The 23,369-nt window shown below is 67.6% G+C and carries 22 protein-coding genes and 1 tRNA gene; 10 read left to right on the top strand and 13 right to left on the bottom strand.

What is annotated here, in order from left to right:
• The first annotated feature begins 29 nt into the window (after nucleotides 1-29).
• The 4 genes from secA (at nucleotide 30) to ABWV53_RS11810 (ending at nucleotide 5,581) form a co-directional block, all read left to right on the top strand.
• Nucleotides 30-2,792 carry a preprotein translocase subunit SecA gene (gene secA, locus ABWV53_RS11825; protein WP_353366052.1) on the top strand — a complete coding sequence of 921 codons (2,763 nt, stop codon included), beginning with the start codon at nucleotides 30-32 and terminating at the stop codon, nucleotides 2,790-2,792.
• A gap of 156 nt (nucleotides 2,793-2,948) precedes the next feature.
• Nucleotides 2,949-4,178, top strand: coding sequence for a bifunctional glutamate N-acetyltransferase/amino-acid acetyltransferase ArgJ (argJ, locus tag ABWV53_RS11820; protein ID WP_353366050.1), 1,230 nt, complete (start codon nucleotides 2,949-2,951; stop codon nucleotides 4,176-4,178).
• Nucleotides 4,179-4,230: 52 nt separating this feature from the next.
• A complete protein-coding gene (locus ABWV53_RS11815; RefSeq protein ID WP_353366048.1) occupies nucleotides 4,231-5,109 on the top strand; it encodes an ATP-binding protein in 879 nt (292 codons plus the stop codon).
• Nucleotides 5,102-5,581 carry an NUDIX domain-containing protein gene (locus tag ABWV53_RS11810; RefSeq protein ID WP_353366046.1) on the top strand — a complete coding sequence of 160 codons (480 nt, stop codon included), beginning with the start codon at nucleotides 5,102-5,104 and terminating at the stop codon, nucleotides 5,579-5,581. The genes ABWV53_RS11815 and ABWV53_RS11810 overlap by 8 nt, the downstream gene beginning before the upstream one ends.
• Nucleotides 5,582-5,633: 52 nt before the next feature.
• Here ABWV53_RS11810 and ABWV53_RS11805 read toward each other — a convergent pair whose 3' ends face one another.
• From ABWV53_RS11805 to ABWV53_RS11770, 8 genes are all read right to left on the bottom strand, one after another.
• Nucleotides 5,634-5,894: a DNA gyrase inhibitor YacG gene (locus ABWV53_RS11805; RefSeq protein WP_353366044.1), complete on the bottom strand. Its 261-nt coding sequence runs from the start codon at nucleotides 5,892-5,894 to the stop codon at nucleotides 5,634-5,636.
• 21 nt (nucleotides 5,895-5,915) lie between these two features.
• A complete protein-coding gene (zapD, locus tag ABWV53_RS11800; protein ID WP_353366042.1) occupies nucleotides 5,916-6,671 on the bottom strand; it encodes a cell division protein ZapD in 756 nt (251 codons plus the stop codon).
• A gap of 88 nt (nucleotides 6,672-6,759) precedes the next feature.
• Nucleotides 6,760-7,386: a dephospho-CoA kinase gene (coaE, locus tag ABWV53_RS11795; RefSeq protein WP_353366040.1), complete on the bottom strand. Its 627-nt coding sequence runs from the start codon at nucleotides 7,384-7,386 to the stop codon at nucleotides 6,760-6,762.
• Nucleotides 7,383-8,291 carry a prepilin peptidase gene (locus ABWV53_RS11790; protein ID WP_353366038.1) on the bottom strand — a complete coding sequence of 303 codons (909 nt, stop codon included), beginning with the start codon at nucleotides 8,289-8,291 and terminating at the stop codon, nucleotides 7,383-7,385. The genes coaE and ABWV53_RS11790 overlap by 4 nt, the downstream gene beginning before the upstream one ends.
• The gene (locus ABWV53_RS11785) at nucleotides 8,291-9,508 is read right to left on the bottom strand and encodes a type II secretion system F family protein (RefSeq protein ID WP_353366036.1); all 1,218 of its coding nucleotides are present in this window, start codon (nucleotides 9,506-9,508) and stop codon (nucleotides 8,291-8,293) included. Before ABWV53_RS11785 ends, ABWV53_RS11790 begins: the two co-directional genes overlap by 1 nt.
• A gap of 21 nt (nucleotides 9,509-9,529) precedes the next feature.
• Complete coding sequence (gene pilB / locus ABWV53_RS11780; protein ID WP_353366034.1) at nucleotides 9,530-11,266, bottom strand: type IV-A pilus assembly ATPase PilB; 1,737 nt, start codon at nucleotides 11,264-11,266, stop codon at nucleotides 9,530-9,532.
• 123 nt (nucleotides 11,267-11,389) lie between these two features.
• Nucleotides 11,390-11,466 (bottom strand) — tRNA-Pro (locus ABWV53_RS11775).
• Between the two features lie 23 nt (nucleotides 11,467-11,489).
• On the bottom strand, nucleotides 11,490-12,473 hold the full coding sequence (locus tag ABWV53_RS11770) for a polyprenyl synthetase family protein (protein WP_353366032.1): 984 nt from the start codon (nucleotides 12,471-12,473) through the stop codon (nucleotides 11,490-11,492).
• A 207-nt stretch (nucleotides 12,474-12,680) separates the two neighbouring features.
• On the opposite strand from ABWV53_RS11770, the gene rplU reads away from it, so the two are divergent.
• The 4 genes from rplU to proB all read left to right on the top strand — a co-directional run bounded on the left by rplU (nucleotide 12,681) and on the right by proB (nucleotide 15,752).
• Nucleotides 12,681-12,992 (top strand): 50S ribosomal protein L21, encoded by a 312-nt coding sequence (gene rplU / locus ABWV53_RS11765; RefSeq protein ID WP_092939230.1) that lies wholly within the window; start codon nucleotides 12,681-12,683, stop codon nucleotides 12,990-12,992.
• A gap of 14 nt (nucleotides 12,993-13,006) precedes the next feature.
• Nucleotides 13,007-13,264, top strand: coding sequence for a 50S ribosomal protein L27 (rpmA, locus tag ABWV53_RS11760; protein ID WP_056668556.1), 258 nt, complete (start codon nucleotides 13,007-13,009; stop codon nucleotides 13,262-13,264).
• 148 nt (nucleotides 13,265-13,412) lie between these two features.
• A complete protein-coding gene (gene cgtA / locus ABWV53_RS11755; protein ID WP_353366029.1) occupies nucleotides 13,413-14,483 on the top strand; it encodes an Obg family GTPase CgtA in 1,071 nt (356 codons plus the stop codon).
• Nucleotides 14,484-14,567: 84 nt separating this feature from the next.
• Nucleotides 14,568-15,752, top strand: a complete 1,185-nt coding sequence (gene proB / locus ABWV53_RS11750; protein ID WP_353366027.1) for a glutamate 5-kinase — start codon at nucleotides 14,568-14,570, stop codon at nucleotides 15,750-15,752.
• An 86-nt stretch (nucleotides 15,753-15,838) separates the two neighbouring features.
• Here the strand turns inward: proB and ABWV53_RS11745 are convergent, their stop codons facing one another.
• Nucleotides 15,839-16,531 (bottom strand): RNA pyrophosphohydrolase, encoded by a 693-nt coding sequence (locus ABWV53_RS11745; protein ID WP_353366025.1) that lies wholly within the window; start codon nucleotides 16,529-16,531, stop codon nucleotides 15,839-15,841.
• Between the two features lie 91 nt (nucleotides 16,532-16,622).
• On the opposite strand from ABWV53_RS11745, the gene ABWV53_RS11740 reads away from it, so the two are divergent.
• Complete coding sequence (locus ABWV53_RS11740; protein WP_353366023.1) at nucleotides 16,623-18,368, top strand: proline--tRNA ligase; 1,746 nt, start codon at nucleotides 16,623-16,625, stop codon at nucleotides 18,366-18,368.
• A 5-nt stretch (nucleotides 18,369-18,373) separates the two neighbouring features.
• On the top strand, nucleotides 18,374-19,072 hold the full coding sequence (locus ABWV53_RS11735; protein ID WP_353366707.1) for a lytic transglycosylase domain-containing protein: 699 nt from the start codon (nucleotides 18,374-18,376) through the stop codon (nucleotides 19,070-19,072).
• A gap of 302 nt (nucleotides 19,073-19,374) precedes the next feature.
• On the opposite strand, the gene paeA is transcribed toward ABWV53_RS11735, so the two are convergent.
• The 4 genes from paeA to prmC form a co-directional block, all read right to left on the bottom strand.
• Nucleotides 19,375-20,691 (bottom strand): polyamine export protein PaeA, encoded by a 1,317-nt coding sequence (gene paeA, locus ABWV53_RS11730; RefSeq protein WP_353366021.1) that lies wholly within the window; start codon nucleotides 20,689-20,691, stop codon nucleotides 19,375-19,377.
• Between the two features lie 174 nt (nucleotides 20,692-20,865).
• Complete coding sequence (locus ABWV53_RS11725) at nucleotides 20,866-21,879, bottom strand: AAA family ATPase (RefSeq protein ID WP_353366019.1); 1,014 nt, start codon at nucleotides 21,877-21,879, stop codon at nucleotides 20,866-20,868.
• 164 nt (nucleotides 21,880-22,043) lie between these two features.
• On the bottom strand, nucleotides 22,044-22,367 hold the full coding sequence (gene grxD, locus ABWV53_RS11720) for a Grx4 family monothiol glutaredoxin (RefSeq protein ID WP_056668536.1): 324 nt from the start codon (nucleotides 22,365-22,367) through the stop codon (nucleotides 22,044-22,046).
• 118 nt (nucleotides 22,368-22,485) lie between these two features.
• Nucleotides 22,486-23,340, bottom strand: a complete 855-nt coding sequence (prmC, locus tag ABWV53_RS11715; protein WP_353366706.1) for a peptide chain release factor N(5)-glutamine methyltransferase — start codon at nucleotides 23,338-23,340, stop codon at nucleotides 22,486-22,488.
• Nucleotides 23,341-23,369 lie beyond the last annotated feature (29 nt).

Below are 23,369 nucleotides of genomic sequence, written 5' to 3'. Positions count from 1 at the left end.
CCCAGCGGCTCGCGGTGCGGTCTGTTCGCATGGCCACCAACTTCCTCACCAAATTATTCGGCAGCCGCAATGATCGACTGCTCAAGCAATACCGCAAGACGGTTGTCCGCATCAATGTGATGGAGCCGGAGTACGAGAAGCTGAGTGACGATGCCCTGCGCGCCAAGACGCAGGAATTCAAGGATCGCGTCGCCCGCGGCGAGTCGCTGGATGACCTGCTGCCCGAGGCCTTCGCGGTGGTCCGTGAAGGGTCCAAGCGCATCATGAAGATGCGCCACTTCGACGTGCAGATGCTGGGCGGCATGGCGCTGCACTTCGGCAAGATCTCCGAAATGCGCACGGGCGAGGGCAAGACGCTGACCGCCACGCTGCCGGTGTACCTGAACGCGCTGTCGGGCAAGGGTGTCCACGTGGTGACGGTGAACGACTACCTCGCCAACCGCGATGCGCAGTGGATGGGCCGCCTCTACAACTTCCTCGGCCTGACGGTGGGCATCAACCTGCCCAACATGCCGCGCGAGGAAAAGCAGGCCGCCTACGCGGCCGACATCACCTACGGCACGAACAACGAATACGGCTTCGACTACCTGCGCGACAACATGGTCTACGAGGCGCAGGACCGCGTGCAGAAGGTGCTGAATTACGCCATCGTCGACGAGGTGGACTCCATCCTGATCGACGAGGCGCGCACGCCGCTCATCATCAGCGGCCAGGCCGAAGACCACACTCAGATGTATCTGGCGATGAACGAGGTGGTGCCGCTGCTGGTGCGCCAGGAGGGCGAGGCCGATCCCCGCACGGGCGAGGGCGTGACCAAGCCCGGCGACTTCACGCTCGACGAGAAGACCCACCAGGTCTTCCTGACCGAGCAGGGCCATGAAACCGCCGAGCGCGTGCTGGCGAGCCGCGGGTTGATCGCCGAGGGCGCGTCGCTGTACGACCCGGCCAACATCTCGCTGATGCACCACCTGTACGCGGCGCTGCGGGCCAACCACCTCTATCACCGCGACCAGCACTACGTGGTGCAGAACGGCGAGATCGTCATCGTCGATGAATTCACCGGCCGCCTGATGTCCGGCCGCCGCTGGAGCGAAGGCCTGCATCAGGCCGTGGAGGCCAAGGAAGGTGTGAACATCCAGGCCGAGAACCAGACCCTCGCCTCGATCACCTTCCAGAACTACTTCCGCCTCTACACCAAGCTGGCCGGCATGACCGGCACGGCCGACACCGAGGCGTACGAGTTCCAGGAGATCTACGGCCTGGAAACGGTGGTCATTCCCCCCAACCGCCCCAGCAAGCGCGACGACCAGCTCGACCGGGTCTACAAGACCACGCGCGAGAAGTACGAAGCGGCGATCAAGGACATCCGCGAGTGCCACGAGCGCGGCCAGCCGGTCCTGGTGGGCACCACCTCGATCGAGAACTCCGAGATCATCGACCAGCTGCTGCAGAAAGAGGGCCTGCCGCACCAGGTGCTGAACGCCAAGCAGCATGCGCGTGAAGCCGACATCGTGGCCCAGGCCGGCCGCGCCGGCATGATCACCATCGCCACCAACATGGCCGGGCGGGGGACCGACATCGTGCTGGGCGGCAACATCGAGAAGGACGTGGCGGCCATCGAGAACGACGAGACGCTGGACGCCGCCACGAAGGAAGCGCGCCTGGCCGAGCTGCGAGCGCGCTGGGCTCGCGACCACGAGCACATCCGCGAACTGGGCGGCCTGCGCATCATCGCCACCGAGCGCCACGAATCGCGCCGCATCGACAACCAGCTGCGCGGCCGCTCGGGCCGCCAGGGCGATCCGGGCTCCTCGCGCTTCTACCTGAGCCTCGACGATTCGCTGATGCGCATCTTCGCCGGCGACCGCGTCAAGTCCATCATGGACCGCCTGAAGATGCCCGACGGCGAGGCCATCGAAGCCGGCATCGTCACGCGCAGCATCGAGTCGGCCCAGCGCAAGGTGGAGGCGCGCAACTTCGACGTGCGCAAGCAGCTGCTCGAATACGACGACGTCTCCAACGACCAGCGCAAGGTCATCTACCAGCAGCGCAACGAGATCCTCGACGCGGCCGACCTGTCGGAGCTGGTGTCCGTGATGCGCGACGACTGCCTGACCGACCTGGTGCGGCAGTACGTGCCCGCCGAGTCGGTGGAAGAGCAGTGGGACCTGGCCGGCCTGGAGCGCGTGCTGAACGACGACTGGCAGATCCAGCTGCCGCTGCAAAAGGAAGTGGAGGGCGCAGAGGCCATCACCGACGAGGAAGTGCTGGAGAAGGTGCTGACGGCGGCGCGCGAGGTCTTCGAGGCCAAGCTGGCGATGATCGGCGAAGCCAACTTCACGCAGTTCGAGCGCATGGTGCTGCTGCAGAGCTTCGACACCAACTGGCGTGACCACCTGAGCGCACTGGACTACCTGCGCCAGGGCATCCACCTGCGCGGCTATGCGCAAAAGCAGCCCAAGCAGGAATACAAGCGCGAGGCGTTCGAGCTCTTCCGCCAGCTCATCGACCAGGTCAAGAACGAGGTGTCGAAGGTGCTGATGACCGTGCAGGTGCAGTCGAGCGCCCAGCTCGACCAAGCCGCCGAGGCGCTGGAAAGCCGTGGCGAGAACATCGCCAACGTCACCTACACCGCGCCCACCGAGACCGGCGAGGTCGAAACCCGGGTGGACGGCCAGACCGTGCGCGCCGGTGGCGATGCGCAGGATGGCGGCCTGCGCGTGGGCCGCAACGACCCCTGCCCCTGCGGTAGCGGCAAGAAGTACAAGCAGTGCCACGGCAAGCTGGCCTGACGTGGCGGCGGTCCGCCGAGAGCGTGTGAGCGCGCTCTCGAAGCACCGGCCGCCATGCACGCGATGCAATGCAACACACGGGCCGCGGCCCGTGTTGTCGTTTGCAGTCATCGATTTTTCCGATAATCCCCCGCTCATTCGCAAGGAATCGCACCCATGCCCGTGAATCTCTCCGCCCCCGTGGCCTCTGATCTGCACCCCGTGCCGGGCGTTCGCATCGGCGTTGCCGAAGCGGGCGTGCGCAAAGCCAACCGCAAGGACCTGACCGTCTTCCTGCTGGACGAGGGCGCCTCGGTGGCCGGCGTATTCACCAGGAACCGGTTCTGCGCCGCGCCGGTGCAGGTCTGCCGTGAACACCTGCAAGGTGCCCAGGCCATCCGTGCGATGGTCATCAACACCGGCAACGCCAATGCCGGCACCGGTGCCGACGGCCTGCTGCGCGCCCGCGCCACCTGCGCGGCCCTGGCGGAGCACCTGCAGGTGGCACCCGAGCAGGTGCTGCCGTTCTCCACCGGCGTGATCATGGAGCCGCTGCCCAGCGACCGCATCGCCGCCGGGCTGCCCGCCGCGCTGGCGGATGCGCAGCCGGACCACTGGGCGCGGGCCGCCGAAGGCATCATGACCACCGACACGCTGCCCAAGGCGTTCAGCCGTCGGGTGCAGGTGGGCGGCAAGACCGTGACCATCACCGGCATCTCCAAGGGCGCCGGCATGATCCGCCCCAACATGGCGACCATGCTGGGCTTCCTGGCCACCGATGCCGCCATTGCCCCCGAGCTGCTGCAACCCCTGGTGCGCGAACTGGCCGACCGGTCGTTCAACCGGGTGACGATAGACGGCGACACCTCCACCAACGATTCCTTCGTGCTCATCGCCACGCACCAGGCCGGCAACGCGCCGGTCGCGGCGCTGGACGGCGCCGACGGGCAGGCCCTGCGCGAGGGCCTGCTCGCGGTGGCCCAGCAGCTGGCCCAGGCCATCGTGCGCGACGGCGAGGGGGCGACCAAGTTCATCACCGTGCGCGTCGAAGGGGGCCGCACCGGCGACGAATGCCGCCAGGTGGCCTATGCCATCGCGCATTCGCCGCTGGTCAAGACCGCCTTCTTCGCCAGCGACCCGAACCTGGGCCGCATCCTGGCGGCGGTCGGGTATGCGGGCATCGACGATCTGGACCAGACGCAGATCGACCTGTTCCTGGACGACGTGCACGTGGCCGTCAAGGGCGGCCGCAACCCCGCGTACCGCGAGGAAGACGGCCAGCGCGTGATGAAGCAAAGCGAGATCACGGTCCGCGTGGTGCTCGGCCGCGGCGATGCGGCGGACACCGTCTGGACCTGCGACCTGAGCCACGACTACGTGACCATCAACGCCGACTACCGCTCCTGAGCCCTGCCGGGCGGTGGCGCCCGGCCCCGGAACCGACCGATCCAGCCTCCCCATGAACGACGCCTTCGCCCACCTGCTGCTCCGCGCCGAGCAGCTCATCTCCCGCATCGAAGCGGTGCTGCCGCAACCGCTGTCCGCCCCCGACTGGTCTGCGGGAGCCGTGGCCTGGCGCTACCGCAAGCGCAGCAGCGGCCACGGCGTGCTGGAGCCGGTGCAGCACGTGGCCGGCATGGCCCTCGCCGATCTCAAGGAAATCGATGCGCAGAAGGACAAGATCCAGCGCAACACCCAGCAGTTCGTCGAGGGCAGGCCCGCCAACAACGTGCTGCTGACCGGCGCGCGCGGCACGGGCAAGTCGTCGCTCATCAAGGCGTGCCTGAGCACCTATGCGCCGCAGGGGCTGCGGCTCATCGAGGTGGACAAGGCCGACCTGACCGACCTGCCCGACATCGTGGAAGTCGTGTCCGGACGGCCCGAGAAATTCATCGTCTACTGCGACGACCTGAGCTTCGACGAAGGCGAGGCCGGCTACAAGGCGCTCAAGTCGATCCTCGACGGGTCGATCGCGGCCTCCACGCCGAACGTGCTGGTGTATGCCACCAGCAACCGCCGGCACCTGCTGCCGGAGTACATGAAGGACAACCTCAGCTACACCCACACCGCCGACGGCGAGGTGCATCCGGGCGAGGCGGTGGAGGAAAAGATCTCCCTGTCCGAACGCTTCGGCCTCTGGGTGAGCTTCTACCCGTTCAGCCAGCAGGAATACCTGGCCATCGTCGCGCAATGGCTGGGCGCGCTCGGCGTGGGCGCCGAAGACATCGAGCGGGCGCGGCCCGAGGCGCTGGTCTGGGCACTGGAGCGCGGCTCCCGCAGCGGCCGCGTGGCCTACCAGTTCGCCAAGGACTTCGCGGGAAGGCGCGCGGATGCCTGATTCCATGCACGACGCCGCACCCGCGCCGGCCCCGCGGGAAGCGCGCAAGCACACCGAGGTCGCGGTCGGCATCCTGGTGCGGGGCGACGGGGCGCTGCTGCTGTCCACCCGTCCGCCCGGCAAGGCGTATGAAGGCTACTGGGAATTTCCCGGCGGCAAGATCGAGACGGGCGAATCCGTCGAGCAGGCGCTGCGCCGGGAGCTGATCGAGGAGCTGGGCGTCACCATCGGCCCGGCGGCCGTGTGGAAGGTCACCGAGCACGACTACCCGCACGCGCTGGTGCGCCTGCACTGGTGCAAGGTGCACGAGTGGACGGGCGAATTCGAGATGCGCGAGGGCCAGACGATGGCCTGGCAGGGCTGGCCGCTCACCGTAAGGCCGGTGTTGCCGGGGGCCTATCCGGTGCTGGAATGGCTGGCGCAGGAGCGGGGCGAGACCTTCGACCCTGCCTCCATGGAATATCAAAAATGATAGCAACAAGCGCTTGATACACAAGCGCTGGAGCCCGATCAGGCTCTGAAAATCAGGGCAGCAGGCGAGGGTCGCCGAACTCCGCGTCCTCGGGCGGCGCCTCGGTCGGCATGCGGAATTCCTCGCTGGCCCAGGCGCCCAGGTCGATCTGCTTGCAGCGCTCGCCGCAGAACGGGCGAAACCGGTTGGCGGGGCTGTAGAGGCTGGGCCCACCGCATTGCGGGCATTTCACCCATCGCTGGGCACTGTCTGCCGTGGTCGCCGCGGCAGCGGCAGCGGCAGCGGCGTTTTTCTTTTTCTTCGTATCGGACATCGTTGCAAGGAGGGCGCGCCTTCAGGCGCACAGCGTGAGCTCGAAAGCCGCGTCTTCGGTGCTGGATTGCAGGCGGCCGGCCTCGTCCTGGCGCATCAGGCGCACGGAGACGATCAGCCGGTTGCCGCTGATCTCGGGAATGAGCTGCAGGCCGGGGTCGATGCGCAGGCGCAGCAGCTGGAACGTGCGGCCCTGCGGCAGGGTCTGCTGGAACTGGCCGTGGTCGGCCGCCACCTTCTGCGGCACGCCCGAGTCGCGCAGCATCTTGAGCAGCACGAACACCGACTCGGCCAGGGGGGCGAGGTGCGAGGCCCAGCTCTCCAGGTCGTGCTGCCGCTGCTGCGGCGCGTGGTGCTGCCAGGCGTAGTAGGCCGGCAGGTCGAAGCCGCAGGTGCCGCCCGGTATGCCGACGCGGCTGCGGATGCTCATCAGCCAGTCGTTCTCGGCCAGGGCGTGCCCCGCCTTGCCATGCTGGGCATTGAGCCCGGTGAAACACCGGTCGAGCTGGGCGATGACGCTGTCGAGCACGTCCTCGGAGATCGAAGGATTGCCGCGGTAGCTGTCGAGCTGCAGCTTGTGCTTTTCCAGGTCCTTGAGCACGTCCGACTTCAGGTCCGCGCGGGCGGCGACGTCCATGATCTCAAACATGGTCACCAGGGCGTAATGGTGGTCCAGGGGGTGCGCCCGCGGGATCAGCTCGCCCAGGCGGCGAAACAGCTGCTCCAGCCGGAGGTAGGTGCGCAGTCGTTCGTTAAAGGGGTATTCGTAGAGGATCACGCTGCTGGGTTCCTGGGGGGTGCTCGGGAGGCAGGAGGCTACCGCTCGTCCTGAAGCACCAGGTCGGGTGCCGGCACGGCCCGATGCATCATAGCCCGAACCGTGTGGCGATCCGCCCTGCGTGGGTCCGCAGTTCCGCCAGGGAGATGCCGTCGTTGAAGAGCACGATGTCGGCGGCCGACCGGCGCTGCGCGCGCGAGGCTTGCGCCGCGATGATGGCCTGGGCGGCCGCCGCGTCCAGCCCGCTGCGCGCCTGCACGCGGGCGATCTGCGTGGCCTCGCTGCAGTCGACCACCACCACCGCATCCAGCACGGGGGCCCAGCGCGGCGACTCGACCAGCAGCGGGATGTCGAGCACGATGAGGCGGTGGCCCGCCTGCGTGGCGGCGAGCGTCGCCTGCGCGATGCCGTCCGCCACCAGGGGGTGGACGATGCGCTCCAGCCGCGCCTTCGCTTGCGCGTCGCCGAAGGCCTTCTCGCGCATGCGCCCCCGGTCGAGCGCCCCGCTCGGGTCGATGAATTCGTCGCCGAAGGCCTGGCGGATGGCGGCAATGGCCGAGCCGCCCGCTGAGGTCACCGCGCGCGAGCAGGCATCCGCGTCCACCAGCGCCGCGCCGCAGTGCTGCAGCATCTGGCCCACCGTGCTCTTGCCGCTGCCGATGCCGCCCGTCAGCCCGAGGTGCAGCGGTGTGCGGCGCGGCGGGATGGCCGTCACAGGCCCAGGGACCCGAGGAGGGTCTGCATCACCCGCGCCGGGCCGGCGATCATCGCCGTCAGGCCCGCGCCAGCGAGAAACGGGCCGAACGGCACGTAGAGGCCCTCGCGCAGGCTGCTTGCGAACTTCATGCCGATGCCGACCAGCGCGCCGATGACGGATGCCATCAGGATCACCGGCACCAGCGCCTCCCAGCCGAACCAGGCGCCCAGCGCCGCGAACAGCTTGAAGTCGCCATAGCCCATGCCCTCCTTGCCGGTCGCGAGCTTGAAGGCCCAGTAAACGGACCACAGCGCCAGGTAGCCGGCGGCCGCCCCGATCACCGCAGACTGCACGGGCACCTCGGTCCAGCGCAGCACGGCGGCGAGCAGGCCCGCCCACAGCAGCGGCAGGGTGATGTCGTCGGGCAGCAGCGTGGTATCCCAGTCGATGAAGGCCAATGCCACCAGCGCCGCCGAGAAGCCGCACCAGGCGGCTGCCGTCGCCGTCAAGCCCCAGCGGTGGCCGCAGAAGAGGAAAAGCGCGCCCGTCAGCAGCTCGACCGCGGGGTAGCGCGGGCTGATGCGGGTGCCGCAGCCTTTGCAGCGCCCCTTCAGGAAGAGGTAGCTGAGGACGGGAATGTTTTCATGCCACCGGATCAGGTGCCCGCAAGAAGGGCAGCGCGACCGGGGGGTCGACAGGTTGAAGCGTTCGGCGGGCGCCTCGGGCGCAGGTGGAGGCGCCGCGCCGGCCGTTGCGCCGACGCCTTCGGCCGCCCGTGCATCTTGCGCATACTGCGCCACCTCGGCCGCCCACTGCCGCTCCATCATCTGCGGCAAGCGGTGGATCACCACGTTCAGGAAGCTGCCGACGAGCAGGCCCAGCACGCCGGCGAGGCCGGCCGCCACCCAGGCTTCTTCGAGCATCAGACGACCTGGCCCAGCTTGAAGATCGGCAGGTACATCGACACGACGATGCCGCCGATCAGCGTGCCGAGGAACACGATGATGATCGGCTCCATCAGGCTGGACAGGCCCGCCACCATCTCGTCGACCTCGGCTTCGTAGAAGTCGGCGGCCTTGCCCAGCATGTGGTCGATGGAGCCGGATTCCTCGCCGATGGCGCACATCTGCAGCACCATGGAGGGGAACACGTTCGCGTTGCCCATGGCGGCGGTCAGGCTGGTGCCGGTGGAGACTTCCTGCTGGATCCGCTCCGTGGCGTCGGCATAGACCGAGTTGCCGGACGCCCCGCCCACCGAGTCGAGCGCCTCCACCAGCGGCACGCCGGCCGCGAACATGGTGGAGAGCGTGCGGGTCCAGCGCGCCACGCAGGACTTGTCGATCAGCGCGCCGAACACCGGGATGCGCAGCAGCAGCCGGTCCATCACCTTCTGCATCTTCTCGTTGCGGCGCCAGGCCTGCATGAAGAAGAAGAAGCCGCCGCCGATCACCCCGAAGATCAGCCACCACCACTGGACGAAGATCTCGCTGATGCCCATCACGAACAGCGTGGGCGCCGGCAGGTCCGCCCCGAAGGAGCTGAACACGTCCTTGAAGGCCGGAATCACGAAGATCATGATGATGGTCACCACCACGAAGGCGACGATGATCACCGAGATGGGGTACATCAACGCGGAGCGGATCTTGGACTTGATCGCCTCGGTCTTCTCCATGTACATCGCCAGGCGGTCGAGCAGCGCTTCCAGGATACCGGCAGCTTCACCGGCCTCCACCAGGTTGCAGTAGAGGCTGTCGAAGTACTTGGGGTGCTTGCGGAACGCCATGTTCAGCGACGTGCCGGTTTCCACGTCGGTGCGGATGTCGTTGAGCAGCTTGGTCACGCTCGGGTTGGTGTTGCCGCGCCCCACGATGTCGAACGATTGCAGCAGCGGCACGCCCGCCTTCATCATCGTGGCCATCTGCCGGGTGAAGAGTGCGATGTCCTTGGGCTTGATCTTCTTGCCCGAGCTCATGCGCCGCTTCTTGATCTTCGTGGGCAGCACGCCCTGGCGCCGCAGGGTGGCCTGCACCTGGTTCTCGCCCGCGGCGCGGATCTCGCCGCGTACGATCTTGCCGGAGCGGTCCTTGCCCTCCCACTCGAAGACGAAGTCCTTGATATCCCTCGATGCGGCGGTCACCATGTTGCGCACTCTCGTTGTGGGTTATTCGTTGGTCACGGCCAGGACTTCCTCGAGTGAGGTCAGCCCCATGCGCACCTTGTACAGACCCGACGCGCGCAGCGAGCGCACGCCCTCGCGCTTGGCCTGCTCGGCGATCTCGAGCGCGCTGCCGTCGCGCAGGATGATGCGTTGCGTCTCTTCCGACACGGGCATGACCTGGTAGATGCCGAGCCGCCCCTTGTAGCCGTTGTTGCACGCCGGGCAGCCCACCGGCTTGTAGGTCACCCAGGAGCCGTCGATCTCGTCTTCGCTGAAGCCGGCGTCGAGCAGGGCCTCGTGGGGAATGTCGGCCGGGGCCTTGCATTGCGGGCACAGCCGGCGGGCCAGGCGCTGCGCCGTGATGAGAATCACGCTGCTTGCGATGTTGAACGGCGCGATGCCCATGTTGCGCATGCGGGTCAGCGTGGTGGGCGCATCGTTCGTGTGCAGGGTGGACAGCACCAGGTGCCCCGTCTGCGCCGCCTTGATGGCGATGTCGGCCGTTTCGAGGTCGCGGATTTCCCCCACCATGATGATGTCCGGATCCTGCCGCAGGAACGATTTCAGCGCCGTCGCGAAGGTCAGGCCCGCCTTCTCGTTCACGTTGACCTGGTTGACGCCCGGCAGGTTGATTTCCGACGGGTCTTCCGCCGTCGCGATGTTCACCCCCGGCTTGTTCAGCAGGTTCAGGCAGGTGTAGAGCGACACCGTCTTGCCGGAGCCCGTCGGACCGGTCACCAGGATCATCCCGTAGGGCCTGCCGATGGCCTGCAGCAGGCGCTCCTTTTCCTCGGGCTCGTAGCCCAGCGCGTCGATCCCCAGCTTGGCGCTGCTGGGGTCGAGGATACGGATCACGATCTTCTCGCCGAACAGCGTGGGCAGGGTGCTGACCCGGAAGTCGATGACGCGGTCGGGCGCCACCTTCAGCTTCATGCGGCCGTCTTGCGGCAACCGCTTCTCGGAGATGTCGAGGCGCGAGATCACCTTGATGCGCGAGGCCAGCTTTTCCTTGATGGCCACGGGCGGCGAGGAGATCTCCCGCAATTCACCGTCGATGCGGAAACGCACGCGGTACTGGTGCTCGTACGGCTCGAAGTGCAGGTCCGACGCGCGCATGTTGAACGCGTCGAGCAGCATCTTGTGAAGGAACTTGACGATGGGCGCGTCTTCGACTTCGTTGGCCCCGGCATCCGCGGGCTCGGCCGCTTCCTCGGTGGGCAGGTCGTCGAATTCGAACTCCCCGCTGGAGCCCATGCCTTCCATGGCTTCCGACGTGGACTTGGTGACGGCCTCGATCAGTCGGACCAGCTTGTCGTATTCCGCGATGATCCAGTCCACGCCCATCTGCGTGGTGAACTTGATCTTCTCGGCGGCCTCCTGGTCGGTCGGGTCCGCCGTGGCCACGATGAGGCGGTTGTTGCGCTTGCTAAGGACGATGACGCGATAGGCCTGGCAGATCTTCGCGTCCAGCAGATCGCGCGGCAGGCGCAGTGGGTCGATCGCGTCAATGTCGAGCAGGGGCGCGCCGAAGACGGAAGACACCGTGTGGGCCAGATCGAGGGGCGACACGGCGCCCGAGCCCGTCAGTTCGGCGATGAAGCTGGTGCGGCTGGCCTGGGACTTCTTGAAAAGATCTTCGGCGATCTTCTGGCTGAGCTGGCCAGCGGAGATGAGCGCGCGGCCCAACCCCGGCAAAGCCATGGTGGAAGCGTCCTTGTGTGCGGAATCGACAGCAGCCATGTAACCAGGGGATTCTTTGGTGATGGAAGGGAAACCATCCTATCACCGGCACCTCGGGCCGATGCCGACGGCTTGCGCGTGCGTCTGTGATGCAACGGCGGGTCGATGGTGCTGTTGACCGACTGGTCGGGGTGAGAGGATTCGAACCTCCGGCCTCTACGTCCCGAACGTAGCGCTCTACCAGGCTAAGCTACACCCCGACAGCGGGCTAGAGTGTAGATGATTAAACGCGCCGTTCGAGCAATTGGGAGGCCAGTTCCCGCAAGGCGGCGGTGTGGGCGTTGTCCGGAAGCTGCGCGGCCGCGTCCAGCGCGAGCCGCGCCTGCGCGGCGGCGGCTTCCCGGGTCGCGTCGAGGGCCCCGGTTTCTTTCACGATGGCGATCACCGACGCCAGCTCGTCGGTGGCACCCGCTTCGATGGCGTCGCGAATCAGCTGGCGCTGCGCGTCCGAGCCGCGCTGCATGGCGATGATGAGGGGCAGGGTGACCTTGCCTTCGCGCAGATCGTCGCCCAGGTTCTTGCCCATCTCGCTGGCGTCGCCGTCGTAGTCCAGCACGTCGTCGATCACCTGGAACGCCGTGCCGAGCGCCTGGCCGTAGTCCGCGCAGGCGTCCTCGACCGCGGCGGGACTGCCCGCCAGCACGGCCGCCAGCCGGGTGCTGGCTTCGAACAGCTTCGCCGTCTTCGAGCGGATCACCTGCAGATAGCCGGCCTCGCTGAGCGATGCGTCGTGCGTGTTCATCAGCTGCTGCACCTCGCCCTCTGCGATGACGTTGGTGGCCTCCGACAGGATCTGCATGATGCGCATGTCGTCGGCATCCACCATCATCTGGAAGGCGCGCGAATGCAGGAAGTCGCCGACCAGCACGCTCGCCGGGTTGCCGAAGCTCTCGTTGGCGGTGGGGCGCCCCCGGCGCAGCGTCGACTCGTCCACCACGTCGTCATGCAGCAGGGTGGCGGTGTGGATGAATTCAATCACCGCCGCGATGTTGAAGCGCTGCGCCCCCTGGTAGCCGAGCGCGCCGCAGGCCAGCAGCAGCAGTGCCGGCCGCAGGCGCTTGCCCCCGGCGGAGATGATGTATCTCGCCACCTGGCCGACCAGCGGGACCGAGGAGTCGAGCCGTTGAGCGATCACCTCGTCCACCTGCAGCATGTCTTGTGCGATCAGTGCAAGGGAGGATGCGGTACTGGAGGAGGTGGCAGCCAAAGCGAAGGAGGGGTTCGAGGGAAACCGCGATTATAGGAAGCGCCATCCCCTGTCCGGCCCAGTCATCGAGGCAGCGGCCGCATGGCGACTGCGGGGGCCGCCCGGGGGCTGTGTGCGAGCTCCACGGCTTGCGCAAAGGGCGCTGGCGTGGTAGAGTCGGCGGCTCTGCAGAAATTCGTTTGCAGGACTCACATCGAAGAGGTTTACATGTACGCGGTCATAAAAACCGGTGGCAAGCAATATCGCGTTGCTGCTGGCGAAAAAATTAAAGTAGAACAGATTGCTGCGGACGTAGGCCAGGAGATCGTGATCGACCAGGTTCTGGCTGTCGGCAACGGCGCTGAACTGAAGGTTGGCACGCCCCTGGTGTCCGGCGCAACGGTCACGGCAACGGTCGTGGCCCACGGCAAGCACGACAAGGTGCACATCTTCAAGATGCGCCGTCGCAAGCACTATCAGAAACGCCAAGGCCATCGCCAGCAGTTCACCGAACTGCAAATCGGCGCGATCGCCGGTTAACAGGAGTCGATCTCATGGCACAGAAAAAAGGCGGCGGCTCTACGCGAAACGGGCGCGATTCCAAGCCCAAGATGCTCGGTGTGAAGGCCTTCGGCGGTGAGCTGATCAGCGCTGGTTCCATCATCGTGCGCCAACGCGGTACGCGTTTCCACCCCGGCAACAACGTCGGCGTGGGCAAGGACCACACGCTGTTCGCCCTGGTGGACGGGCACGTGTCCTTCGGCACCAAGGGTGCCATGTCCAAGCAGACGGTCAACGTGACTGCAGCCTGAGGCCTTCCTCGGCACTCACCAAAGCCCCGCACGTCGGGGCTTTGTCATTTCCAGGGCGCCGTGCGCAGGCCGCCCTGGGTGCTCCGTGCGACGGAGCTCCTGAGCCGTCCGGGCAGCAGCCGGACCGGCCTTTTGTAAACTGGATACCATGAAGTTCGTCGACGAAGCCTTTATCGACATTGCCGCCGGAGATGGCGGCAATGGCTGTGTCTCGTTCCGCCACGAGAAGTACAAGGAGTTCGGGGGCCCGAACGGGGGCGACGGCGGCCGTGGTGGCCACGTCTTCGCGGTGGCCGATCCGAACCTGAACACGCTGGTGGACTTCCGCTACTCGCGCCGGCACGAAGCCAAGCGGGGCGAACACGGCATGGGTTCCGACATGTTCGGCGCAGCGGGCGACGACATCACGCTCAAGATGCCCGTGGGCACCATCATCTCCGACGCTGAAACCGGCGAGGTGCTGTACGAGCTGCTCAACCCCGGAGATGTCATCACCATCGCCAAGGGGGGCGACGGCGGGTTCGGCAACATGCGGTTCAAGAGCGCCATCAACCGTGCGCCCCGGCAGAAGACCCCCGGCTGGCCGGGCGAGCGCAAGAGCCTGAAGCTCGAATTGAAGGTACTGGCGGACGTGGGGCTGCTCGGCATGCCGAACGCGGGTAAGTCGACCTTCATCGCCGCGGTCTCCAACGCCCGCCCCAAGATCGCCGACTACCCTTTCACCACGCTGCACCCCAACCTCGGCGTGGTGCGCGTCGCTGCCGAGCAGAGTTTCGTCATCGCCGACATTCCGGGGCTGATCGAAGGCGCCTCCGAGGGAGCGGGGCTGGGTCACCAGTTCCTGCGCCACCTGCAGCGCACCCGACTGCTGCTGCACGTGGTCGACATGGCGCCGTTCGACGACGCGGTGGACCCTGTCGCCCAGGCCAAGGCCATCGTGGAAGAGCTGAGGAAGTACGACGCCGCGCTGCATTCCAAGCCGCGCTGGCTGGTGCTGAACAAGCTCGACATGGTGCCCGCGCAGGACCGCGCGGCGCTGGTGAAGGACTTCGTCAAGCGCTTCAAATGGAAGGGGCCGGTGTTCGAGATCTCCGCCCTGACCCGCGAAGGCTGCGAGAGCCTGATCCAGGCGATCTATCAGCACGTGCGCGCCGAGCAGCAGGCGCTGGCAGCTCCCGTCGAGGTCGACCCACGGTTCGCCGGCGACGCGCCCGCCTGAGCGGCTGGCAGTGCATTTGCTATCAAAAATATAGCTGCAAGCGCTTGATTGATCGGCGCTGCAGGCCAAAAAGACCTCAAAAAAATGGTATCCAGTCTATTGCGCGACGCGCGTCGCATCGTGGTCAAGGTCGGCTCGAGCCTGGTGACGAACGAGGGCCGCGGCCTCGACGAGCAGGCCATCGGCGAATGGAGCCGGCAGCTGGCGGCCCTGGTGCGCGGCGACGGGGGCCAGCGGCGCGAAGTCATCATGGTGTCCAGCGGCGCCATCGCGGAAGGCATGAAGCGATTGGGCTGGTCGTCGCGCCCGAGCGAGATCCATGAGCTGCAGGCGGCGGCGGCCGTCGGGCAGATGGGCCTGGCGCAGATGTACGAGACCAAGCTGCGCGAACAGGGCCTGGGCAGCGCGCAGGTGCTGCTGACCCACGCCGACCTGGCGCACCGGGAGCGCTACCTGAATGCCCGCTCCACGCTGCTGGCGCTGCTGCGCCTGGGTGTGCTGCCGGTCATCAACGAAAACGACACCGTGGTCACCGACGAGATCAAGTTCGGCGACAACGACACGCTGGGCGCGCTCGTCGCCAACCTGGTCGAGGCCGATGCGCTCGTCATCCTGACGGACCAGAAGGGGCTCTACACGGCCGATCCCCGGCGCGACCCGGCGGCGCAGTTCGTGCATGAAGCCAGGGCGGGGGACCCGGCGCTGGAGGCGATGGCCGGCGGCGCGGGCTCGAGCATCGGCCGGGGCGGTATGTTCACCAAGATCATCGCCGCCAAGCGCGCCGCAGGCTCCGGCGCCTCGACCGTGATCGCCTGGGGCCGCGAGCCTGACGTGCTGATGCGGCTGGTGCAGGGCGAATCCATCGGCACGCTGCTGGTGGCGCAGACGGCCAAGCAGCAGGCGCGCAAGCAATGGATGGCCGATCACCTGCAGCTGCGCGGCTCGGTCACCGTGGACGCCGGCGCGGCGGCCAAGGTGCGCGACGAAGGCAAGAGCCTGCTGCCCATCGGCATGGTGGCGGTGGAGGGTGATTTCTCGCGGGGCGACGTGATCGCCGTGCGCGATGCCGCAGGCACGGAACTCGCGCGCGGCCTGGCCAACTACGCCAGTGCCGAGGCGCGGCTGCTCTGCCGCAAGCCTTCGTCGGAATTCGAGCGCCTGCTGGGCTACATCGCCGAGCCGGAAATGGTGCACCGCGACAACCTCGTGCTGACGGGCGCCACGCGCCGCGCAGCGCCGTCGGTGGCGGCCAGCTCGGCGGGAGTTTGAGCGCGGCGCGGAGGCAGCCCGGCGCGCGGGCTTTCCTGTGCGCTGCGGGTGGCGTACTCCCGGCCGTGCGGCCGCCTGACCGAGGCTCAGGCGGTAGGTGCGCTCGGCTTGGTGGGCGGCAGTGGGGCCAGCGCGCTCGCGTCCTCGCACTGGGGGTTCGGATCGAAGCTGGCACCCGGCGGAAGCTCCACACCCGGGCTCAGCAGCAGCGAGCCCGCGCGATGGAACGGCGCCGCGCCGCCCGCATGCAGCTCGGCGCCCTCGCGCGAGCGCATGCCGCTGCGCAGGTAGCGGTTGCGCTGCTCGTGCCGGGGCAAAAAGCGGGCCAGCTCGGTCAGCGCCATCTCGTAGACGCCGCGTTTGAATTCGACCACCACGTCCAGCGGCACCCAGTAGTCGTTCCAACGCCAGGCGTCGAACTCCGGATGGTTGGTGGCCCGCAGGTTCAAGTCCCAGTCGTGGCCGACCAGCTGCAGCAGATACCAGATCTGCTTCTGGCCCTTGTAGTGGCCCCTGGCGTCGCGCCTTATATACCGGTCAGGCACCTCGTAGCGCAACCAGTCCCGGGTGCGGGCAACCACGCGAACGTGCATCGGCTGCAGTCCCACCTCTTCGTGCAGTTCCCGGAACATCGCCTGTTCGGGCGTTTCGCCGCGATCGATGCCGCCTTGCGGGAATTGCCAGCTGTGGGTGCGAATGCGTTTGCCCCAAAATACCTGGTTTTTCTGGTTGAGCAGGATGATGCCGACGTTGGGCCGAAAACCGTCCCGGTCAAGCATAATCTAACCCCAAATTTTTAAACTGTGACCATTATGCACGGCGCCCCGTGTGCGGCAAGCGTGCCGGTCGCAGTCGCCTGAAATCGAGCCGATGAAAGCCTCCCAATTCTTCATTTCCACCCTCAAAGAGGCTCCTGCGGACGCCGAAGTGGCCAGCCACAAGCTCATGATGCGGGCCGGCCTCATCAAGAAACTGGGCGCTGGCATCTACAACTACATGCCCATGGGCCTGCGGGTGGTGCGCAAGGTGGAAGCCATCGTGCGTGAGGAAATGAACCGGGCGGGCGCGATGGAATGCGCCATGCCGGTGGTGCAGCCGGCCGAGCTCTGGCAGGAAACGGGCCGGTTCACGTCGATGGGCCCCGAGATGATGCGCGTGAAGGACCGCCATGGCCGCGATTTCGTCATGCAGCCCACCAGTGAAGAAGTGGTGACGGACATCGCCCGCCAGGAATTGCGCAGCTACAAGCAACTGCCCAAGAACCTCTACCAGATCCAGACCAAGTTCCGTGACGAGCGCCGCCCGCGCTTCGGGCTCATGCGCGGCCGCGAATTCGTCATGAAGGACGCCTACAGCTTCGACCGCGACATGGCGGGCGCGCAGGCCAGCTACCAGGTCATGGCGCAGGCCTATCGCCGCATCTTCGACCGTTTTGGCCTGACCTACCGCGCGGTGGCGGCCGACAGCGGCGCCATCGGTGGCGACCTGAGCGAGGAATTCCAGGTGATCGCGGCGACGGGCGAAGACGCCATCGTCTACTGCCCCGCCAGCGACTACGCCGCCAACATGGAAAAGGCCGAGGCCCTGGCGCCCACCGGCCCGCGCCCCGCGCCCATGCAGCAACGCACGCTCACGCCCACCCCCGGCAAGAGCACCTGCGAGAGCGTGGCCGAGCTGCTGGGCCTGCCGCTGGCCTCCACGGTCAAGTCGCTGGTGCTGGCGACCGATGAAACCAATGCCGAGGGCGAGATCGTCCGCAGCCAGGTCTGGCTGCTGCTGCTGCGCGGCGACCATGACATGAACGAGATCAAGGTCTCCAAGGTGCCTGGTCTGGACGCAGGGTTCCGGTTCGCCACGCTGGGCGAGATCGAGGCGCACTTCGGCTGCAAGCCCGGCTACCTCGGGCCGCTGGACCTGAAGCAGCCCGTCAAGCTGGTGGTGGACCGCGAGGTCGCGCTCATGGCCGACTGGGTCTGCGGCGCCAATCAGCCCGACTTCCACATCACCGGCGTGAACTGGGGCCGCGACCTGCCCGAGCCCGACGTGGTGGCCGACCTGCGCAACGTGGTCGCTGGCGACCGCTCGCCGGACGGCAAGGGCGAACTCGCCATCGAGCGCGGCATCGAGGTGGGGCACATCTTCTACCTGGGCACCAAGTACAGCCGGGCGATGAACGCCACCTTCCTGGGTGAAGACGGCAAACCCGCCTTCTTCGAGATGGGCTGCTACGGCATCGGCATCACCCGCCTGCCGGCCGCCGCCATCGAGCAGAACCACGACGAGCGCGGCATCATCTGGCCGGACGCCCTCGCGCCCTTCACCGTGGTGGTCTGCCCCATCGGCATGGACCGCAGCGCCGAGGTCAAGGCCGCGGCGGAAAAGCTCTACGCCGATCTGCAGGCCGCAGGCATCGACACGCTGCTGGACGACCGGGGCGAGCGCCCCGGCGCCATGTTCGCCGACTGGGAGCTGATCGGCGTGCCGCACCGGGTCGTCATCTCCGACCGGGGCCTGAAGGAAGGCCAACTCGAGTACCAGCACCGCCGGGACACGGCCGCCACCAAGGTCGCGTTGGCCGACGTGCTGGCGCATGTCCGGAGTCGAATCACGTTATGAAAAGCATGCTGGGGTTGAGCGGCGCCGTGAACCGCACTGCCGCGCAGGCACCCGTGGGTGCCGTATCGCGCCGCGCCTGCCTGGTTTCGCTGTCGGCCGGGCCAGCCGCCTGGCTGGGGGCGCCCGAGGCCGCCCATGCGGGTGGCCAGCTCGAAGAACCCCTGATGGATTCCGTGCGCACGGCGCTCAGCTCCGCCGTCGCCAACCAGGCGCCGCCGGAGCCCCTGTTCGCCTCGACCGAGGCGCGGCTGGCCTACCTGCGCTGGCTGGGCACCATGAGCGAGCGCCTGCGCCGCCACAAGCCCGACTGGGAAGTGCGGCGCGACTTCTTGCAGACCGTCTGGTATGAGTCCCGCCGCGCCGGGCTGGACGTGTCGCTGGTGCTGGGTCTCATCCAGGTCGAAAGCGCCTTCCGCAAGTTCGCCGTCTCCAGCGTGGGCGCACGCGGCTACATGCAGGTCATGCCGTTCTGGACCCGCGTCATCGGCGACGGCGATGCGGGCAAGCTGTTCCAGATGCAGACCAACCTGCGCTTCGGCTGCGTCATCCTGCGCCACTACCTCGACCGCGAGCGGGGCGATCTGTACATGACCCTCGGCCGCTACAACGGCAGCCGCGGCAAGCCGGCCTACCCGAACGCCGTCTTCTCGGCCCAACGCAACTACTTCTTCCAGGAGCGCCCCCCAGCGGCCGACGCGGCCTGAGAACGTGTTGACGATCTCGCAGGGGATCGCGTTGGAGCGCAATCGGGATGAGTGGATGCTGCGGATGCGCTGCATGGGCTCGTGCCCATGCAAGCAGCCGGAGCCTCCAATCGCCCGATTTCGCTCCAACCCGAAGGGCAGCGGTGTGGGCGGGTGGTCTGCGGCGTTGCGGCGCTTGTGGATAGCCGTGCTATCCACTACGCACCGCGCCTTGCACCCCACCCGCCCACACCGCTGCGCGACCCCTGGGAGATAGTCAACACGTTCTGAGGGCAGGGCGCCCGGTCAGCCGGTCGCTGCCATCACGCGGTGGCCGGGCTCCCGGCGTCGTTCTTGCCCAGCCGCGACACCATCACCTGGTCGATGCGGTAGCTGTCCACGTCAAGCACCTCGAACTTGTAGCCGCCCCAGTTGACGCTGTCGGTGCGGCGCGGCACGCGGCGCAGCATCACCATCAGGAAGCCGGCCAGCGTTTCGTACTCGTCCGCATGCGGCAGGCTGTCCAGGCCCAGCGCCCGCAGCACGTCGGCCACCGGGGTCACGCCGTCGATCAGCCAGGAGTTCTCGTCCCGCCGCACGATCTGCTCCTCGTCGGTCGGGCTGATGAGGTCGCCCATCACCGTGCTCATCACGTCGTTCAGCGTGACCACGCCCACCACCATGCTGTACTCGTTGACGATGACCGCGAAGTCTTCGTGCACCTGGCGGAACTGCTCCAGCACCTCGCCCAGCGACAGGCGGTCGGGCACCACCAGCACCTTGCGCACCAGCCCTTCGTCGGCGAGCGAAATGGGCTGGTTGTTCAGCACCCGCTGGAAAAGGTCTTTCGCATCGACATAGCCCACGACGTGGTCGAGGTCGCCTTCGCAGACCGGGTAGGTGGAAAAGGGCTCCTCGGCGATGCGCGCACGGATCACCGTGTCCGGGTCGTCCCGCAGGAAGTAGGCGATGCGGTCGCGCTGCGACATGGCGCTGCCCACGGTGCGGGTGTCCAGCTCGATCACGTTCTCGATCACCTGCTGCTCGCGCGCCGCCAGCACGCCGGCACGCGCTCCGGCTTCCATCATGGCCAGGATGTCCTCGGAAGTGACCCGGTCGTCCCGCAGCGACGACAGCCCCAGCAGCCGAAAGAGCAGGTCGGCGCTGCGGCTGTAGAGCCACACCAGCGGCCGCAGCAGCGCCATCAGCACGGTCATCGGCCGGGCCACGCGCAGCGCCAGGTGTTCCGGATTGGCCATGCCCAGGCGCTTGGGGAACAGGTCGGCGAACAGGATGAACAGGGACGTGATGCTGATGAACGATGCCAGGAAGCCGAAGGTCTGCGCCTTCTGCGGCGCCATCCAGAGTTCCATCAGGCTGGTGAAGTGCGGGCTCAAGGCGCCTTCGCCCACGATGCCGCCCAGAATGGCGACGGCGTTCTGCCCCACCTGCACCACCGTGAAATAGTCGCCCGGCTGCTCCTGGATGCGCATCACCCGGTCCGCCCGGCTGTCGCCCTCGTCGGCCATCTGGCGCAGGCGCAGGCGGCGCGAGGCGGCCAGCGAGATCTCGGCGAGGGAAAAGAAGGCGCTGGCAACGATCAGGAGACCGATGACGAGAAGGCTTTGAGAGACGGTCATGGGGGACGGTGCGGGGACGGCGAGCGGCCCGGCAGGGGCCGCGCAGTGCGTCGAAGTGTAGCGGGGACGCGTCGCCCCCGGCCCCATACCCCTGGGCCTCCCTCCGGCCCCGAACGGGCCCGGGGAAAGGCCGGCAGGGCCGTGCGGTAGCTCGTCAGCCCCGCCGCGTGCCGGCTACTGCACGAAGCCGATGCGCCCCTTGCGCGCCGTGCCGGCCGGCAGGTCGGCCACCTCGACGGCGCCGCGCCGGGCCAGGCGGGCATTGCCGAAGGCGGTCATCCAGGCGCGCCGCACCTCGCGCGGGGGCATGTGCGCCAGCGCGTCCAGCACATCTGCCTCGGGTTCCGGCTCCAGCAGGCGGCCCCAGTCGTGCGAAGAGCGGATCTCCTGGTAGAGCTGCCGGGCGATGGCGCGGGCCTGCTCCGGCGTGGGCGCCGGCACCTCGAACACGTTCATCCTGTTCAGGATGGGGTCGGGAATGCCGCGCTCGTCGTTGGCGGTGGTGATCCAGATCACCTGGCTGGCGTCGATGGCGACCTCGGCGAACTCATCGGTGAAGTTCTGCGCCGTGTCGTGCTCCAGCAGGCTGTAGAGCGCGCCCAGCGGGTCGTACTGCGCGTCGCAGGCGGCCTTGTCGATCTCGTCGATGACGATCACCGGGTTGGCGTACTCGCCTTCCACCAGCGCATCGAACACCTTGCCGGGGCGCGCGCCTTTCCATTGCGACGACGAGCCCGAGAGCAGCCAGCCGGCCGTCATGGAGCTCATCGGCACCAGGCTCATGCCCGTGCCCAGCAGCTGCGCCAGCTGGCGGGCGAAATGCGTCTTGCCGATGCCGGGCACGCCCAGCAGCAGCATGGGCGTCACCTCCAGGCCGTCGCGGCTGTCCTGCGCCAGCGCGACGTGGCGCTTCACGTCGTCGAGCACCTCGGTGAAATTGGGCAACTGCTCGTAGAGCCCCGCCATGTCGGGCACGCCTGCGGGCTTGACCTGGAAGCGCTCGGGACCGCGCTCGAGCATGCGCTCGTACACCGAGCGCAGCGGATCGTGGTCGCGTTGCCCGCCGCCGGCGTCGTGCAGGCGGCGCAGCCGGCGTTCGACCTCGGACGGCTGGAACACATTGCGCATCTGGGCCACCGGCAGGCTCAAGGGCTGCGGCTGGGGGACGAGGTGGGTCGAAGGGTTCATGTCGCGCTCCCGGTTGAAGAGGTCACGCGTTCATTCAAGCACACAACATGCCCGGGCTCAACGCTGGATAAACCCGGTCAACGGCCCCTGTTCCCGATGCGCCCTCGGCCGAAAGTGCGTAAAAAAGCCGCCCGAAGGCGGCGGGGTGCAGGGCAGGGGCCGGGTCAGCGCGGTGCGTCCAGCACCTGCTTGAGTTCGCCCGACTCGTACATCTCCATCATGATGTCCGAGCCACCGATGAATTCGCCATTCACATACAGCTGCGGGATGGTCGGCCAGTTGCTGTATTCCTTGATGCCCTGGCGGATCTCGGGGTCGTCCAGCACGTTCACGGTGGCCACGTTCTTGGTGTCCACGCCGCAGGCCTTCAGGATCTGGATGGCGCGGCCGGAGAAACCGCACATGGGAAAGCTGGCGCTGCCCTTCATGAACAGCAGGATGTTGTTGGACTTGACGAGGGTGTCGATGCGTTGCTGGGCGTCACTCATGGGGAGATCTCCTGGAGGGAAGGGGCTGCTGCGGGCACGCGGCGGCGATGCGTGATTATTTCACCGTCTGCCAGGCTCTGCGCGCGGCGGGTCGGGGCCAGGGGCAAAGGCCCGGACGTCAGCCAGGCAACCGGCCCCCCGTGCAGCGGGCGACGCCGGCCAGGTCGGCGCGGCTTTGCACCCCGGTGAAGCCGGCGGCTGCCAGCAGCGCCTGCACGGTGCCCGCCTGGTCCCAGCCGTGCTCGAGCAGCAGCCAGCCGCCGGGGGCCAGCCGCGTGGGCGCCTGGGCGGCGATGGCGCGCAGGTCGTCCAGGCCGTCCGCGCCGCTCGCCAGGGCCTGCAGAGGTTCGTGCGTCAGCGCCGCCAGATGGGGGTCGTCTGCGGCGATGTAGGGCGGGTTGCTCACGATCAGGTCGAAGGGGCCCTCGATGCCCTCCAGCCAATGGCCCCGGCGCAGCCGCACGGCCAGCCGCAGCCGCTCGGCATTGGCGCCGGCCACCTCCAGCGCGTCGGCGCTGGCGTCCACCGCGGTCACTTCGGCAGTGGGGCGCTGGTGCTTGATGGCCAGCGCGATGGCGCCGCTGCCCGTGCCCAGGTCCGCCACGCGGGGCGCGGGCAGGGGGGCGATGGCTTGCAGCGCCCAGTCCACCAGCGTTTCGGTATCGGGGCGCGGGTCGAGCACGCGGGCATCCACGGCCAGAGGCAGGCCGTAGAACTCCTTGCAGCCCGTCAGGTACGCGACCGGCTCGCCCGCGTGCCGCCGCTCGCACAGGGCGGCATAGCGCGCGCCGGCCTCTGCGGGCATCGGGTCGGTGTCGTGAGCCAGCAGCCAGGCGCGGCCCTGGGGCGTGCGGTCCAGCACGTGCAGCAGCAGCAGTTGCGCGTCGATGCGGGGCAGGCCGCCCGCCTGGGCCTGGGACAAGGCCTGCGCGAGCGTGGTGGGAGCGCCGGTGTGGGCGGGTTGGTTTGCTATCAATTAAATAGCTGCATGCGCTTGTGAAT

Origin of the sequence: Acidovorax sp. FG27, assembly GCF_040365715.1 — a bacterium.
Lineage (GTDB): Bacteria > Pseudomonadota > Gammaproteobacteria > Burkholderiales > Burkholderiaceae_C > Paracidovorax.
Note: the sequence above shows the minus strand (reverse complement) of the source record. Positions and strands in the feature narration are given on the sequence as shown.

What these genes read in the sequence shown, in the direction of transcription:
- cgtA (WP_353366029.1), top strand. Translation starts at nt 13,413, where the DNA reads ATGAAGTTCGTCGACGAAGCCTTTATCGACATTGCCGCCGGAGATGGC.
- ABWV53_RS11735 (WP_353366707.1), top strand. Translation starts at nt 18,374, where the DNA reads ATGCTGGGGTTGAGCGGCGCCGTGAACCGCACTGCCGCGCAGGCACCC.
- ABWV53_RS11805 (WP_353366044.1), bottom strand. Translation starts at nt 5,894, where the DNA reads ATGTCCGATACGAAGAAAAAGAAAAACGCCGCTGCCGCTGCCGCTGCC.
- ABWV53_RS11815 (WP_353366048.1), top strand. Translation starts at nt 4,231, where the DNA reads ATGAACGACGCCTTCGCCCACCTGCTGCTCCGCGCCGAGCAGCTCATC.
- ABWV53_RS11740 (WP_353366023.1), top strand. Translation starts at nt 16,623, where the DNA reads ATGAAAGCCTCCCAATTCTTCATTTCCACCCTCAAAGAGGCTCCTGCG.
- secA (WP_353366052.1), top strand. Translation starts at nt 30, where the DNA reads ATGGCCACCAACTTCCTCACCAAATTATTCGGCAGCCGCAATGATCGA.
- ABWV53_RS11745 (WP_353366025.1), bottom strand. Translation starts at nt 16,531, where the DNA reads ATGCTTGACCGGGACGGTTTTCGGCCCAACGTCGGCATCATCCTGCTC.
- ABWV53_RS11785 (WP_353366036.1), bottom strand. Translation starts at nt 9,508, where the DNA reads ATGGTGACCGCCGCATCGAGGGATATCAAGGACTTCGTCTTCGAGTGG.
- rpmA (WP_056668556.1), top strand. Translation starts at nt 13,007, where the DNA reads ATGGCACAGAAAAAAGGCGGCGGCTCTACGCGAAACGGGCGCGATTCC.
- ABWV53_RS11725 (WP_353366019.1), bottom strand. Translation starts at nt 21,879, where the DNA reads ATGAACCCTTCGACCCACCTCGTCCCCCAGCCGCAGCCCTTGAGCCTG.
- argJ (WP_353366050.1), top strand. Translation starts at nt 2,949, where the DNA reads ATGCCCGTGAATCTCTCCGCCCCCGTGGCCTCTGATCTGCACCCCGTG.
- pilB (WP_353366034.1), bottom strand. Translation starts at nt 11,266, where the DNA reads ATGGCTGCTGTCGATTCCGCACACAAGGACGCTTCCACCATGGCTTTG.
- paeA (WP_353366021.1), bottom strand. Translation starts at nt 20,691, where the DNA reads ATGACCGTCTCTCAAAGCCTTCTCGTCATCGGTCTCCTGATCGTTGCC.
- ABWV53_RS11790 (WP_353366038.1), bottom strand. Translation starts at nt 8,291, where the DNA reads ATGCTCGAAGAAGCCTGGGTGGCGGCCGGCCTCGCCGGCGTGCTGGGC.
- ABWV53_RS11810 (WP_353366046.1), top strand. Translation starts at nt 5,102, where the DNA reads ATGCCTGATTCCATGCACGACGCCGCACCCGCGCCGGCCCCGCGGGAA.
- grxD (WP_056668536.1), bottom strand. Translation starts at nt 22,367, where the DNA reads ATGAGTGACGCCCAGCAACGCATCGACACCCTCGTCAAGTCCAACAAC.
- rplU (WP_092939230.1), top strand. Translation starts at nt 12,681, where the DNA reads ATGTACGCGGTCATAAAAACCGGTGGCAAGCAATATCGCGTTGCTGCT.
- proB (WP_353366027.1), top strand. Translation starts at nt 14,568, where the DNA reads ATGGTATCCAGTCTATTGCGCGACGCGCGTCGCATCGTGGTCAAGGTC.